Below are 13,378 nucleotides of genomic sequence, written 5' to 3'. Positions count from 1 at the left end.
GACAGGGGCCCGTCAGGGCCGGCCCATCAGCCGAAGCGGCGATAGAAGAAACCGGTCAACCCGCCCAGCGCCAGCCAGAACACCGCATTGGCTGCCGCCGTGGCGCGGATGAAGGCCTGTGCCAGTTCTTCCGGGGCCACGCTGCCATGCACTTCCGGCTGCGGAGCGCCGATGAAATGCGGCACCACCAGCAGCATGACGCCAGCCAGCTTCCACAGCCAGCCACGGGTGAAGACGAACAAGCCCAGGCTGGCCGCCGTCATGGCGGCGGTCATCACCCACCAGAGCTGGCGCGCCTGCAGCGGTGCGGCCAGGGTACCGGGGACTTCCGGCGGCAAGCCCAGCGAGGGCGCGACGAAAAACACGCCATAACCGGCCAGGCCCCACAGCAGACCGCTGCGCCAGCTGATCTGGCGTCCGCTCAGGGCAAAGGCCGCCACCAGCATCAGGGCGAAACCGACCGCCATGCTGACATTGGCCAGCACGGTGTAGCCGGTGCGCTCGGCGCCGTCGGCCGGCTCCCAGGCATTGGCGTCATGCGCGTGTTCGTGCTCATGTGCGTTCGCATGCGAGTGCTCGTGCGCAGCCGCCTGGGCGGCGGGTTCGTGGGCGTGGTCATCGGCCGCGGGGGCCGCCGATTCGCCGGCCTTTTCATATTCCTCTGCCTTGAGGATGATCTTTTCGACCTGGAATTGCTGCACGCCCGACAGCAGCACGCCCGATAAAGCGCCCGCCACCACCACTGCCGACGCCATGCGCCGGAACACGGTCCAGTTCATCGTCCGCTCCTCAGTGGCAGGGGAAACCGGCCGAGTGGCGGCCATCGTGAGCGGCATTGTGCAGCTCGACCTTGGAGGCGAAGCCGGCGCCGTAGATCAGCGCCACGCCCAGCGCGAAGGCCAGCAGCGAGGGCGCGATGCGGTCGCGCCAGACCTGGCTGCCGGCGTGGCTGGAAGAGGAAGAATCAGCGGTGTGACGGGCGTCGAGACCGGAGGGAGTGGACATGCGCTTTCCTTGGCAGGTGGATGAAACGAAGGAAGCCACACGGCGAGCGCCCAAGCACAATCCCGCCGTCGGCTGACGGCACCGGTTCACACCAGCGGGAAATGATGGAAGCTTTCCGCATGATCGCCCTCCGCGATGCATTCAAGAACTTGCCTCGGGCCGGTCTCCGGGCTGGCGAGGGGAAGCCTGGGGCTTCGGGACAGGCGCCTTCCCATGCGCGGGGCACAGTGGCGTAGTGCGTGTCCTTCCTCGCTTACCGTTGCGGGGGCAGCGCCGGCTTTGGCCCGATGCTGTGGCACCGGCCGCACCGGCTTCCCGTTTCAATCCCGGGCGCGGGTGCGCACGGAATACCAGAAGCAATGCTAAGGGGCGAAGTATAAAGGCGGGGGCGGGCTTGGGCAACCTGCATTGTCAGCCTGTACGGGGCTGGCGGCAACTTCAGCGGGGCAAGGCGGGCTGGAGCGGTGAGGAGGATGAGGGGGAAGCACTGGAGGAAGCAGCCGGCAGTTGCGGCAAGGCAGGCGAAGCGGCCAGCTTGTAATACAGGCTCATTTCCGCCCCCATGCGGGTGGGAATGCGCGCCACGTACACCGAGCGCTGGCCGGACCGGGGACCGTGCCCGTGCACTTCCATCAGGCACAGGTAGCGTTCCCCCAGGAAGCCCAGCACGGCAAACGAGGCCTTTTGCGGGCGGGACAGCCGGGGGGCGCGCTCCGGTGACAGGCCGATGGCCCGGTCAAGGTAGCCGCGATGGGAATTGACGAACAGATAGTCACGTCCGGGGGGCTTGCCGCTGGCATAACCGATGCGCCACTGGCGATTGTCGCCATCGGGCAGATACAGGCTGTAGGGGGATGCCGGGCCGCTTTCCATCACCTCGACCCGCCCTGCGACCGGATCGATGCTGACCCGGCTGAGGGGAAAATGGTCTACGGCCAGGCAACTGGCCAGCACTTCTTCGGGCGGCGAAGGCGGACCGGGCAGCGCCGCCAGACAGACGAACAGCAGGACCAAGGGCAGGCAGCGCAGCGCGCTCTTCTTCCAGGGAGAGGCATGGGCAAGGAAGCAAATCATTGACAGCTCCTTCAACAGACGGCGGATCAGATCGGCTGCAGCAGAAACACAACCGGCCACCATGGTTGCAGAAGGGCAATGCCATGGATATCAGAAAACTCTCAATGAGCAGGAACAAGTCACTTGCCATGGACGGCGTGCGCCCTGTTGTGCGCCCGGTGCCAATGCCGGAAGGCCGATGTCGCCTCGCGACGGCCTCAGCGCGGCCCGGCGACCATCTCGGCAAGAAAATCGAGGGCGACGAAGTGCCATTGCGCCGATTCGGCGTCATACAGCGCGATCTGGTTGATTTCCCGGCCCGGTTCAGTGCGGCCCGGGATGCGCTCCATGGCCCGCTCGGCATGCCGGTGGCGCTGCTGCGGGTTCAGTTGTTCCAGCCGGGCCGCTGTCTCCGCATGGGCGTAGAGACCGGCGCACTCCCATAGCCGGGCGTGGCATTCGAGATCGGCCAGTCCAATGTCCAGCGGGATGCTGTCGATGCTCGCCGACACCTGGGCCACGCGCGCCGACGACAGCCGCACCGGGTCGCCCTGCGCGCGCACGGCGATGCGGCCATCGTGCGCGCCCCATGCCAGATGCAGGCAGTACGGCAAGTGGCCCTGATGACGCGCCACCAGTTCATCGGGGGAAAAGGACGCCACCGGCAGTACCTGGTAATCCTCCACGGCCAGACCCAGCCAGAGCGCATCGAGATGCGCATCAAAGGGAGACAGGTAGAGCACCATGGCCTGCGCACCGGCAGCCGGCCCGGCCTTGACCGGCTCGCACAGCACCCGGGCGGTGCTGCTGCCGCTTGGCTGCAGGCGTACCAGCACATGCAGGGGAAGCGCCGCCAGCACGGTGTGGCGGCGGCCAGCGGGAAAACCCATGGACTGCGGAGGATAGGGATACAAGGTGCCACTCCTGACAAGGACGGCGGAGGTGGCAGTCCTGCTCAATTCATCTGCGGTCTCCGCAAAAAGCAGATGCTTTCACAAATGCAAAGCGGCTTGAACGAGAAAAGTCTCAATCAACGCGAAAGAATCGCAGGCGGGATGGAACACTGCAGCGGTGTCAGTGAGGGCCGGAATCACGGCGGTTTCGGGGCGATATGAAAGAAAAGGACAGTGCGCAGTCGCAATGGCCGCGCAACGGCAGGTTGCACGCTCAATAGCTGGCAAGAGATGAACGAAAAAGCAAAAAGCAAGGTCGCGACCGGCGGCAGGAAGCGTACCGGAGAACGGCGCGCCTGCCTCGCAAGCGCTGTCTGCCGCTCTGCAACAGTTACCTACATACGCAAAGGCTTGTCGGAAGGCCGAGGATTGTCGGGCGGATCTTGCACCGGTACCGGCTCATCATCGGGCAGTGCCGGCGGCGGCAGGTTGGGCTCGTTGACCGGCGGGGTTTCTTGCGGGGTGTGCAGGGAATGATTCAAACAGACCTCCTCGGGCAAGGCAATCCTGGTGGCAGATCCGGCAGGCAAGCTCAACCCTGGCCGGCCATCGGGTTCTGATGGGGAATCGGGTCCTGGGGCGGCGTCGGATCCAGCGGCGGAACCTCGACCGGCGGGGTGTCTTGGGGCTTGTGCATGGTGTTCTCCTCTGAGGGTAAAGGGGTCGGGTGGTCGCCGGGCCGTGCCGGCAGCATGGGCAGCAAGCCATCATCGGCATTGGCCAGCGGGTCTTCGGTGCCGTCGGGCTCAACGACATGGCCGGGATCGGCCACGATGTGATCCGGCACGGGCGCGCCTGACGGCGCAGGCGGCGTGCCGGGTGGACGCAGCAGTGCGGCTGCCGGGGTTTCCGGTGGTCGCGCGCCCTGCGCTGCAGCGGACTCTGCAGCGAGATCCGGACGAGGCAGGTTCATGGCGGTCCTCCTGACAAGGTGGCAAACAATACCTCATCTTACGAAGCCCCTGCCCTGCCCTCAGCCAGACATCGGCCCATTCGCCTGTAGGAAGGCCGGAAAAAAAACGCCGCCAGCCCCAAGGGGTGGCGGCGTCATCGGCATGCGCAATGCAGGACGTCAGCGCATTCAGCTGGCCTTGAGCGCGCGCGTCACGATTTCTTGCGCTTCGGCGAAAATGCGGTCCAGATGCGCCTGGTCGCGGAAGCTCTCGCCATAGATCTTGTAGATGCTCTCGGTGCCGGAAGGACGGGCCGCGAACCAGCCATTGTCGGTGACGATCTTCAGGCCGCCGAAGGGCTTGCCGTTGGCCGGTGCGATCGTCATCACCTCGCGGATGGTCTCGCCGGCCAGCTCGGTCGACGTCACATCCTGCGGCGACAGTTTGGACAGGCGCGCCTTCTGCTCCGGCGTGGCGGCGGCTTCCTTGCGGCCATTGACGGGCGCACCCAGCTGGCGGGTCAGGTCCTGGTAGATCTGGCCGGGATCATTGCCGGTGCGGGCGGTCATCTCGGCGGCCAGCAAGGCGGCGGTGATGCCGTCCTTGTCGGTGCTCCAGGGCTGGCCGTCGAAACGCACGAAGGAGGCGCCAGCGCTTTCCTCGCAACCGAAGCCCAGGCTGCCGTCGTACAGGCCATCGACGAACCACTTGAAACCGACCGGCATCTCCAGCAGCTTGCGGCCCAGGTGATCGGCCACGCGATTGATCATCTGGCTCGACACCAGGGTCTTGCCCACGGCCGCATCGGCACGCCAGGCCGGACGATGGCGGAACAGGTAATACACCGCCACCGACAGGTAGTCGTTGGCCGGCAGCAGGCCGGTGCTTTTGGCGACGATGCCGTGGCGGTCATGGTCGGTGTCGCAGGCCATGGCGACGTCGAAGCGGTCCTTCAGGGCGATCAGCTCGCTCATGGCATAGGGCGAGGACGGATCCATGCGGATCTGCGCATCCCAGTCCAGCGGCACGAAGCGGAAGCTGGCATCGACATCGGTGTTGACCACTTCCAGGTTGAGCTTGTAGCGATCGGCGATGGCCGACCAGTAATGCAGGCCGGCACCGCCCAGCGGATCCACCCCGATCTTGACGTTGGCCGCCGAGATGGCACCCAGGTCGATGATGTTGGGCAGGTCGCCCACGTAGTTGTCGAGATAGTCGTAGCGGCGCGTGGTCTCGGCCTTCAGGGCCTTCTCGAAGCTGATGCGGCGCACGCCTTCCAGCTTCTGCTCCAGATAGCCATTGGCGCGCTTCTCGATCCAGCTGGTGACGTTGGAATCCGAGGGGCCGCCATTGGGCATGTTGTACTTGAAACCGCCATTGTCCGGCGGGTTGTGCGAGGGCGTGACCACGATGCCATCGGCCAGCTTGTCACGGTGTACGCGGTTGTGCGTGAGGATCGCGTGCGAGACGGCTGGCGTGGGCGCATAGGGGCTGCCCGCAGCCAGCATGGTCACCACTTCATTGGCGGCCAGCACTTCCAGTGCGCTGTGCCAGGCCGGTTCCGACAGGGCGTGCGTATCGATGCCCAGGAACAGCGGCCCCTTGAAACCCTGCTCCTTGCGGTAGTCGCAGATGGCCTGGGTGATGGCCAGCACATGCCATTCATTGAAGCTGTGCAGATTGGCATTGCCGCGATGGCCGGAGGTACCGAAAGCCACACGGTGGCTGGCTTCGGCCACATCAGGACGCAGGCTGTAGTAGTTCGACAGCAGCACCGGCAGGTTCACCAGGGCTGAGGGTGCGGCACGCTTGCCGGCGAGGGGATTGACGCTACTCATAGGTTTGTTCTGGATGAATGGATATCTGAGGAAACGAGGTGGCACGGCCACTTCGCTACTTGATCTTTTTTCAACGTCCCGGACATTGTAACGCCAGGATGGCGCGCTGCAGCATCGATATGAAGATTCTTGCAGAAAGCTTGCCGCGAGGCACTGTTCACGGGGCTTTGCGGGCCACGGCGATGCGCGGGTGCCGCTGACGCATGAAGCTTCTTGCCGAAAAGCAAAACGCGTCCGGGCCAAGGCACGGACGCATTCGGTCAGGGCAGAAACACCGGCCGCGCCCCTTCAGGCGTGGCCGCGTGCAGGCATGGTCAGGCTCGCCGGAAGGCGCGCACGATCACCAGCAGCACGATCGCACCCAACGTCGCCGTGACGATGGAGGCCAGGATGCCGCCACCCACGGCGATGCCCAGCAGGCCGGCGAGCCAGCCACCGATGACGGCACCGACGATACCGATGAGGATGTCAGCCAGCAGACCGAAGCCGCCACCCTTGACCAGCACACCGGCCAGCCAGCCGGCAACGGCACCAATGATCAGCCATGCGATGAGTCCGTGTTCCATGATGTTCCCTTTCAATCGTTCTGTCGTTCTTGGGTTGATGTCGGAAACCGTGCAATGCAGGGGCTTCCTCTTGCTTCCACTTCTCTGCAAGCGCTCTGCGCAACAGATGAGGTGATGATAGAAAAGCGCGCGTGGGCAAGGTATCGGACAGCGGCCCATTTCCTTGTAGGACAAGCCCGGCATGTGGCGCTCTTGAGCCGATCAGCGCCAGGCCACGCTGGTTTGCGGCGCGCAAAGCGGTCACGGCCGTGCCTTCCTCTTTTCCTACATCGCAAAAGGCGGCATTCCTATAGAGAGGAAGCGCGAGTTTTTTTACTCTTGCTGCACATAAGCGCAGTGCAGCATCGAACCCAGCCTCCATCGCTTGCCGCCGCGCCTGCCCAATACCGCATTCGCCAGCCCGATTTCCAAGAGAGCCGCCATCATGTCCGCCACCGAAACCAGTGCCCGTCCGTCACCCGTTTTTGCCAATGCCTTCGCGCTGAACACCTTCGGCACTGCACCGCAGGCCGCCGAGGGCGCTGATTTCGTCGAACACTATGCCCGCTACGCCCGCGAATCGGCCGAGATGCTGCATCAGATTTCGATGAAGGCACCACAGCTGGCTTCGGTGCTGGACCAACTCAACGAAGGCAGCCTGCCGCAGCGCATCGCGCTGGTCGATGAGCAGGCAGCGGCCGCTGTACCGGCAACGCGCCGTCAGCCGCGCGCTTCCCTTCTGGAGACTGCGGCGCATGCATTGAGCCACGCCTTCCCCGGCGTCGCGCCCCTGTTTCAGGGATGCCGCGCGTTTTTGCAAATGAAGATGATCAAGAACAACAGACAGGCGTGAGGAGGCGCGAGTCGCTAGCAAGCCTGCATTGTGTGCCTTTGGGTGTCACGCCCTTCACTCAACCAAAACTGGACTTACCATGAAAAAAATCACCAAAGCCGTTTTCCCCGTCGCTGGCCTCGGCAGCCGCTTCCTTCCCGCCACCAAGGCACAGCCCAAGGAAATGCTGCCCATCGTCGACAAGCCGCTGATCCAGTACGCCGTTGAAGAAGCGGTGGAAGCGGGCATTACCGAAATGATCTTCATCACCGGCCGCAACAAGCGCGCCATCGAAGACCACTTCGACAAGGCCTATGAGCTGGAATCCGAACTGGAAGCCGCCGGCAAGGTGAAGCTGCTGGAAACCATCCGCAACGTCATTCCCAAGCACATCAACTGCGTCTACGTTCGCCAGGCCGAGCCGCTGGGCCTGGGCCACGCCGTGCTGCTGGCCAAGCCGCTGGTGGGTGACGAGCCCTTCGCCGTGCTGCTGGCTGACGATTTCATGGATGCCGCTCCCGGCCAGAAAAACGTGATGGCACAGATGACCGAACTGTACGAACGTGAAGGCAAGAGCCTGCTGGCCGTGCAGGACGTACCGCGTCCAGAAACCCGCCAATACGGCATCGTCAGCGGCACTGCACACGGCGAGCGTACCGAGCTGCTGAGCGGCATCGTCGAAAAGCCGTCGCCGGAAGACGCACCGTCGACCCTCGCCGTCGTGGGCCGCTATGTGCTGACCCCGGCCATCTTCGAGCGCCTGGAAAACATCGGCACCGGTGCCGGTGGCGAAATCCAGCTGACCGATGCCATCTCTGCCCTGCTGGAACAGGAACAGATCCTGGCCTATCGCTACGAAGGCCAGCGTTTCGACTGCGGCTCCAAGCTGGGCTACCTGAAGGCAGCCGTCGCCATGGGCTTCAAGCACAAGGAAGTCGGCACCGGCTTCGCCCAGTTCCTGCAGGAATTCACCAGCCAGAACGATCTGGCGCAGGCTGCCCAGCCCAAGGGCCCGGCCACCGTGACCCCACTGAAGACTGCTGCCGGCAACCAGCCTGGCAGCACACCGGTCTCCAGCGATAAGTTGCCAGCCGTCGCCAACAGCATCATGTAAGTCCCCGGTAGAGAGCGTTGTTGATTGCAGTCCGTCCGCAAGGCCGGGCTGCTTTTTTTTGTGGCTTTGCGCTTCGTATAAATTGTTTTGACCTTTGTCACAGAGTTTTAACCTGGACTTGCTAGCATCGCGGCCATGAATCTGGAGAAGTTCATTTCGCCCGGGACAAGTAATTCGCCGCAATACGGCCAGGCGCGTATGCTGTGGTCACCGCACCCCTGAAAACGTTTGCAACATCGAAATACGACGATGAAATCGTTGCCAGGCGGCAGGAATGTTGCGGCAAAGGCGCAAAAAATATATATTGTTTATATCAATTTTCAGAGGAGCGTTCATGGCCACCAGAGTTCAAGCCGCAGCAGCAACCGAAACCAAGAAACCTGTCGCCAAGCCGGCAGCCCCCAAGCCCGCCGCGGTGAAGAAACCAGCCGTCAAGCCCGCCACCCGCGCAGCCGCCAAGCCGGCCGCTGCAGCAGCTGCACCGGCAGCCCCCAAGGCCGACAAGAAGGTCGAGAAAGTCGCCAAGCCTGAAAAGGCCGACAAGCCGGTCAAGGCCGAGAAGGTAGAGAAGGTAGAAAAAGTCGAGAAAGCCCCCAAGGCCAAGAAGGTCAAGCAAGTGCGCGACAGCTTCACCATGCCCGAGAACGAGTACGCCGTGCTGGCCCAGGTCAAGAAGACCTGCCTGAAGTCCGGTGTCGAGATCAAGAAGAGCGACCTGCTGCGTATCGGCGTGTCGCTGATCAAGAACCTCAAGATCAACGAATTGAAGGACATCCTCGGCAGCCTGACCCCGCTGAAGGTGGGACGTCCCAAGAAGTAAGCCCCCCCTGCTCTTCGCAAACAGCAATGCCGCCCGGTTCATCCGGGCGTCATTGTTTTTGGCAGCGACAATGTTCTTCGAATTCTTCGATCGCCCTCAACTCCTGTCCGGATTGCCGATGCTGCGCACGACGCGCCACCGTCCGCCACTGACGCGATACAAGGTAAATACGGGATCGCGCAAGTTGCCTTGGGCATCGAAGGCGATCGTGCCGGAAATCCCCTTGTATCGAATCCGGTGCAGACTGGCCGTGACCTTGGCCGGCTCCACCGAATCGGCCTCGCGCATGGCGGCCGCGATGACGCGCACGGCATCATAGGCAAAGGGCGCATAGAGATAGATCTCGTCCTGATAACGCGCCTTCCAGGCTTGTTCGAAATGGCTCCACTGCGGGCCCTTGTAGGAAGGCAGTCCCGGTTCCACCACGCTCACCCCCTCCCCGGCGGCACCGGCCAGCTTGAGGAAGGTCGGCCCCACCAGTCCACCGATCCCCACCAGCGGGGCGCGGATCTGCAGACGCCGCAGGTCCTGTACCAGTTGCGCGGCCTGGGCATCGAGTCCGGCGAAGAAGACCACGTCGGGATGGCTGTCGCGGATGCTGCGCAGGATGCTGTTGAAGTCGGAGGTCTTGCTGCTCACCGCATAGCGTCCCGTGACCCTGCCCTGCAAGGCCGTCAGCGACTTGACGAATTCATCGGCGTAAGTGGAGCCAAACACCGTGCTGTCATCGATCACGGCGACGTTGACGCCTTTCAGTTCGCGCACCACATAGTCCGCAGTCAGGCGCGCGCCCTCGCCGTCGTGCGGCACGATGCGAAAGGCACTGGCGTCGCCCTGCTGCGTGTAAGCCGGGGCCGTTACGGCGGGGGCCACGTGCGGAATGCCGGCAGCAGCATAGATGCGTGCAGCGGGGATGCCCACGCCACTGTTCCAGTGACCGACTACGGCGGCCACCTTGCTCTTGACGAAGTAATCGGCGATCAGCTCGCCCGTGCGCGGATCGGCCCGGTCGTCCTGCGGCAGCAGCTTGAACAGCACCGGCTCGCCGGCGATGACGGGCTTGCTGTTGTTAAGGTCGTCCACCGCCAGTTGGGCGGCGCGTTCCAGGCTCACGCCCGTGCTGCCGGACGGGCCGCTCATGGGCGCGGCCAGGCCGATCAGCACGGTACGTGCCTGGGCCCCAGCGCTGCCGCTGGCAAAAAAGCACCCCGTGCCCGCCAGAGCCAGGGTGAGCAGGAGGGATTGTCGCAATGCCTTGATCATCTTGTTCCTTGCTGCGGTACTGCCGAGATGGCTTGAGTCTGGATTGAGATTGACGGGGCTACCCGCCGGGACGCTCAGAAATTCAGTTCCCACTCGCAGGCTTGGCCGACCTCGATCACGCCGCCCTCCCCGCCGATCACGATGGCGTTCTGGCCGAAGGTGAGACCGCCATTCACCCTGGCATTGGCACGATAGGTGGCCAGCGTGTCCATGGGTTCATTGGGCCACTGCGGATCGCGCTGGCCGCTGTGCTGGTCGATGCCGGGGATCGGACATCTAGCACAAGGCTTCACCAGCTTCAGTTGTACCGGACGGTCTTCACTGCCCAGGCGCACGGTATCGATGAAGTCTTCTTCATAGGCCTCCCAACCGGCGATCACCAGGTTGGGACGGAAGCGATCCATGGGCAAGGCCGGTGCGCCCTTGGCGGCGAGCCGGGCGTTGAGGTCATCCAGCGAAGCCTGGCCGATCACCAGCAGCGGATAGCCATCCGAAAACTGCGTCGTGGCCCGATGCTCGCCGGTCCAGCGGGTACTGCAGGCGCGCTTGACGGCCGGATTGAAGCGCACCAGGCGGGCGTCATCCTGCAGGTAGGCGGAGAACCACTCGCGCGCCTGCTCCCCTTGGTCGAGCGCTTCGACCCGGCTGTCCCAGACCTTGACGGCGAGCGTGGCACCATCCTGGCCGGCGGCGGCCAGCTGCAGCGCGGGCATGCCGGGCGCACGCAGCACCAGGGCATCGCCCTCGAAAGCGGGCGTGATGCAGGCCATCGCCGGATGCGTGCGCTGGGTCAGGAACTGGCCCTGGCGGTCCACCAGCATCCAGTGGCGGTCCAGCGCCAGGCCCAGCGGACTGATCTCGGCGCGGCTCAGGGAGAGCGCGCCGCAGGATTTGATCGGATAGAAGAAGATGGCACTGAGCGTGGTGCCGCTGAAGCTCGTATTCGACATGGTGTGACCGTCCCCCCGGATGGCGGCGCAAAAAAGCGCCCGATGAGTGAGTAGTATTGGTGATGAAGTTTCTGCAAGACATTACCACAAGCTGGCGGTTTCGCCCGGCTGACGATACGCCGTGTTCCCACTCATGCGACAATGCGCCACGGATGCATATGAACTTTTCTGACGGGAGCGCCATGCTGTTTGCCAAATTCTTCCATCTGCTGGGCCTGACGATCTGGGTCGGCGGCATGTTCTTCGCCCACATGGCCCTGCGCCCCGCGCTGGGCGTGCTGCATCCGGAGCAGCGGCTGAGCCTGATGGCGGCCGTGCTGGCCAATTTCTTCATCTGGGTCTGGGTCGCCATCGCACTGGTGCTGGGCAGCGGCCTGCACATGATGGCCATGATGGGCGCTGGCGCTGCCAAGTTGCCGCCCTATGTCCACGCCATGACTGGCATCGGCATCGTGATGATGCTGATCTTCGCCCACATCTTCTTCGCCCCCTTCCGCCGACTCAAGCTGGCGGCCGCCCAGCAAGACTGGGACCGCGCCTCGCGCGCACTGCGCCAGGTGCGCATGCTGGTAGGCATCAACCTGTGCCTGGGCCTGCTGACCATCGCCATCGGCGCACTCGGCCCCTTGAGCGTCTGAACACAAGCCTTCATTTTGGGGAGACCGCCGTGCTGACCGATTCACAATGCCAGGAAGCCGCCGACCAGCTGTGGGACTGCTGGGCGCACAACCGCCGCATCCCGCAATTGCCGGCGCATCTGCAGCCGGGGGACCGGCGTCAGGCCTATGACATCCAGCGCCGCCTGGAAGCGCGCAGCTTCGCGCCGCTGGCCGGCTGGAAGAACGCCGCCACCGGTCCCGGCGGACAGCAATTGCTCAAGGTCGACGCGCCACTGGCTGGCCGCCTGCTGGCCGAGCGCATTCACCGCAGCGGTGCCCGCATCACGCTGGGCGACAACCTGATGCGCGTGGCCGAGGTGGAAGTGGCCTTCCGCATGGGCAGCACGCTCGCGCCACGCAATACGCCTTACACGCAGGAAGAAGTGATGGCGGCCGTCGCCACGGTGCATCCGGCCATCGAGATTCCCGATACCCGGTATGACCTGTTCCGCGAAGTGGGCGCAGCGCAGCTGATCGCCGACAACAGCTGTGCCGACCAGTTCGTGCTGGGCGCACCGGCCAGCATCGACTGGCGCAGCCTGGACCTGTCCACGCTGGCGACCTCGGCCACCATCGAAGGCGGTGAAAGGCGCACCGGCAGTGGTGCCCAGGTGCTGGGCGATCCGCGCGTGGCGCTGACCTGGCTGGCCAATGAATTGCGCGAGTACGGCCTGACGCTGGCGGCCGGACAGCTGGTTGCCACCGGCTCCACCATCGTGCCCATGCCGGTGCGGGCAGGACAGACTGTGCTGGCCGAGCTGGGCGTGCTTGGCTCGGTAGTGGTGCATCTGGACTGAGCGCCAGTCCGGCCGGAATCAAAAAAGGGGATGAGCACAGGCTCATCCCCTTTTACATTGCGCGATCCGAAAGGCTCAGTTGGCCTTGTCCGTGCCGGGCTTGACTTCCTCGTAGCGGCGCGCCAGTTCCTGGCGCAGCGACTTGCGGATCACGGCGGCGTCAAAGCGGCGCTTTTCTTCCTGCGAGAAGGGTCGCAGCGGCGGCACCGGGATCGGCTTGCGCTGGTCGTCCACGGCCACCATGGTGAAGAAGCAGCTGTTGACGTGGCGCGTTTCCTGGGTGCGGATGTTCTCGGCCACCACCTTGATGCCGATTTCCATGGACGACTTGCCGGTGTGGTTGACGCTGGCCAGGAAGGTCACCAGCTCGCCCACGTGGATGGGCTGGCGGAACATCACCTGGTCCACCGACAGGGTCACCACGTACTGGCCGGCGTAGCGGCTGCCGCAGGCATAGGCCACCTGGTCAAGCAGCTTGAGGATGGTGCCCCCGTGCACGTTGCCGGCGAAGTTGGCCATGTCCGGGGTCATCAGGACCGTCATGGTGAGTTGGTGAGATGGCAGATCCATGGTGCGTGGCTCTCTCTGTAGTGTGATGGCGATGGGTTGATCTTGGAATGAAATGACACCGGGGTGCCGTGCGCCGGCACGCTCCC

The 13,378-nt window shown here is 64.1% G+C and carries 16 protein-coding genes and 1 riboswitch; of the genes, 5 read left to right on the top strand and 11 right to left on the bottom strand.

What is annotated here, in order from left to right:
- Positions 1-26: 26 nt before the first annotated feature.
- The 8 genes from ACWHXP_RS06435 to ACWHXP_RS06400 all read right to left on the bottom strand — a co-directional run bounded on the left by ACWHXP_RS06435 (position 27) and on the right by ACWHXP_RS06400 (position 6,308).
- Positions 27-779, bottom strand: coding sequence for a CbtA family protein (locus tag ACWHXP_RS06435; RefSeq protein WP_489634211.1), 753 nt, complete (start codon positions 777-779; stop codon positions 27-29).
- Positions 780-789: 10 nt separating this feature from the next.
- Positions 790-1,005, bottom strand: a complete 216-nt coding sequence (locus tag ACWHXP_RS06430; protein ID WP_134222638.1) for a CbtB domain-containing protein — start codon at positions 1,003-1,005, stop codon at positions 790-792.
- A 140-nt stretch (positions 1,006-1,145) separates the two neighbouring features.
- A riboswitch (cobalamin riboswitch) is annotated at positions 1,146-1,375 on the bottom strand.
- Positions 1,376-1,443: 68 nt separating this feature from the next.
- A complete protein-coding gene (locus tag ACWHXP_RS06425) occupies positions 1,444-2,079 on the bottom strand; it encodes a hypothetical protein (protein WP_310839648.1) in 636 nt (211 codons plus the stop codon).
- 197 nt (positions 2,080-2,276) lie between these two features.
- Positions 2,277-2,972, bottom strand: coding sequence for a hypothetical protein (locus ACWHXP_RS06420; RefSeq protein WP_199725068.1), 696 nt, complete (start codon positions 2,970-2,972; stop codon positions 2,277-2,279).
- A 374-nt stretch (positions 2,973-3,346) separates the two neighbouring features.
- Positions 3,347-3,493, bottom strand: a complete 147-nt coding sequence (locus ACWHXP_RS06415; RefSeq protein ID WP_489634212.1) for a hypothetical protein — start codon at positions 3,491-3,493, stop codon at positions 3,347-3,349.
- 50 nt (positions 3,494-3,543) lie between these two features.
- On the bottom strand, positions 3,544-3,924 hold the full coding sequence (locus ACWHXP_RS06410) for a hypothetical protein (protein ID WP_489634213.1): 381 nt from the start codon (positions 3,922-3,924) through the stop codon (positions 3,544-3,546).
- Between the two features lie 168 nt (positions 3,925-4,092).
- Positions 4,093-5,742, bottom strand: coding sequence for a phosphoglucomutase (alpha-D-glucose-1,6-bisphosphate-dependent) (gene pgm / locus ACWHXP_RS06405; protein ID WP_489634214.1), 1,650 nt, complete (start codon positions 5,740-5,742; stop codon positions 4,093-4,095).
- A gap of 314 nt (positions 5,743-6,056) precedes the next feature.
- Positions 6,057-6,308, bottom strand: coding sequence for a GlsB/YeaQ/YmgE family stress response membrane protein (locus ACWHXP_RS06400; RefSeq protein ID WP_017450312.1), 252 nt, complete (start codon positions 6,306-6,308; stop codon positions 6,057-6,059).
- A 424-nt stretch (positions 6,309-6,732) separates the two neighbouring features.
- On the opposite strand from ACWHXP_RS06400, the gene ACWHXP_RS06395 reads away from it, so the two are divergent.
- The 3 genes from ACWHXP_RS06395 to ACWHXP_RS06385 all read left to right on the top strand — a co-directional run bounded on the left by ACWHXP_RS06395 (position 6,733) and on the right by ACWHXP_RS06385 (position 9,053).
- Positions 6,733-7,140 carry a hypothetical protein gene (locus ACWHXP_RS06395; protein ID WP_198516508.1) on the top strand — a complete coding sequence of 136 codons (408 nt, stop codon included), beginning with the start codon at positions 6,733-6,735 and terminating at the stop codon, positions 7,138-7,140.
- 79 nt (positions 7,141-7,219) lie between these two features.
- Positions 7,220-8,233, top strand: coding sequence for a UTP--glucose-1-phosphate uridylyltransferase GalU (galU, locus tag ACWHXP_RS06390; protein WP_121041574.1), 1,014 nt, complete (start codon positions 7,220-7,222; stop codon positions 8,231-8,233).
- A 334-nt stretch (positions 8,234-8,567) separates the two neighbouring features.
- Complete coding sequence (locus ACWHXP_RS06385; protein WP_489634215.1) at positions 8,568-9,053, top strand: hypothetical protein; 486 nt, start codon at positions 8,568-8,570, stop codon at positions 9,051-9,053.
- A 96-nt stretch (positions 9,054-9,149) separates the two neighbouring features.
- Here the strand turns inward: ACWHXP_RS06385 and ACWHXP_RS06380 are convergent, their stop codons facing one another.
- A complete protein-coding gene (locus ACWHXP_RS06380; RefSeq protein ID WP_489634216.1) occupies positions 9,150-10,316 on the bottom strand; it encodes a branched-chain amino acid ABC transporter substrate-binding protein in 1,167 nt (388 codons plus the stop codon).
- Between the two features lie 74 nt (positions 10,317-10,390).
- Positions 10,391-11,266, bottom strand: coding sequence for an MOSC domain-containing protein (locus ACWHXP_RS06375; RefSeq protein WP_134222643.1), 876 nt, complete (start codon positions 11,264-11,266; stop codon positions 10,391-10,393).
- Between the two features lie 182 nt (positions 11,267-11,448).
- Between ACWHXP_RS06375 and ACWHXP_RS06370 the strand changes: the two genes are divergently transcribed.
- Positions 11,449-11,904 (top strand): CopD family protein, encoded by a 456-nt coding sequence (locus ACWHXP_RS06370; protein ID WP_134222644.1) that lies wholly within the window; start codon positions 11,449-11,451, stop codon positions 11,902-11,904.
- A gap of 29 nt (positions 11,905-11,933) precedes the next feature.
- Entirely contained in the window at positions 11,934-12,722 is a 789-nt protein-coding gene (locus ACWHXP_RS06365) for a 2-keto-4-pentenoate hydratase (RefSeq protein ID WP_489634217.1), read from the top strand.
- Positions 12,723-12,797: 75 nt separating this feature from the next.
- Here ACWHXP_RS06365 and ACWHXP_RS06360 read toward each other — a convergent pair whose 3' ends face one another.
- Positions 12,798-13,292: an acyl-CoA thioesterase gene (locus tag ACWHXP_RS06360; protein ID WP_034334157.1), complete on the bottom strand. Its 495-nt coding sequence runs from the start codon at positions 13,290-13,292 to the stop codon at positions 12,798-12,800.
- Between the last annotated feature and the right edge of the window lie 86 nt (positions 13,293-13,378).

The sequence above is a fragment of the Herbaspirillum sp. Her2 genome (assembly GCF_057961375.1).
This window is presented reverse-complemented; position numbering and strand designations above follow the sequence as displayed.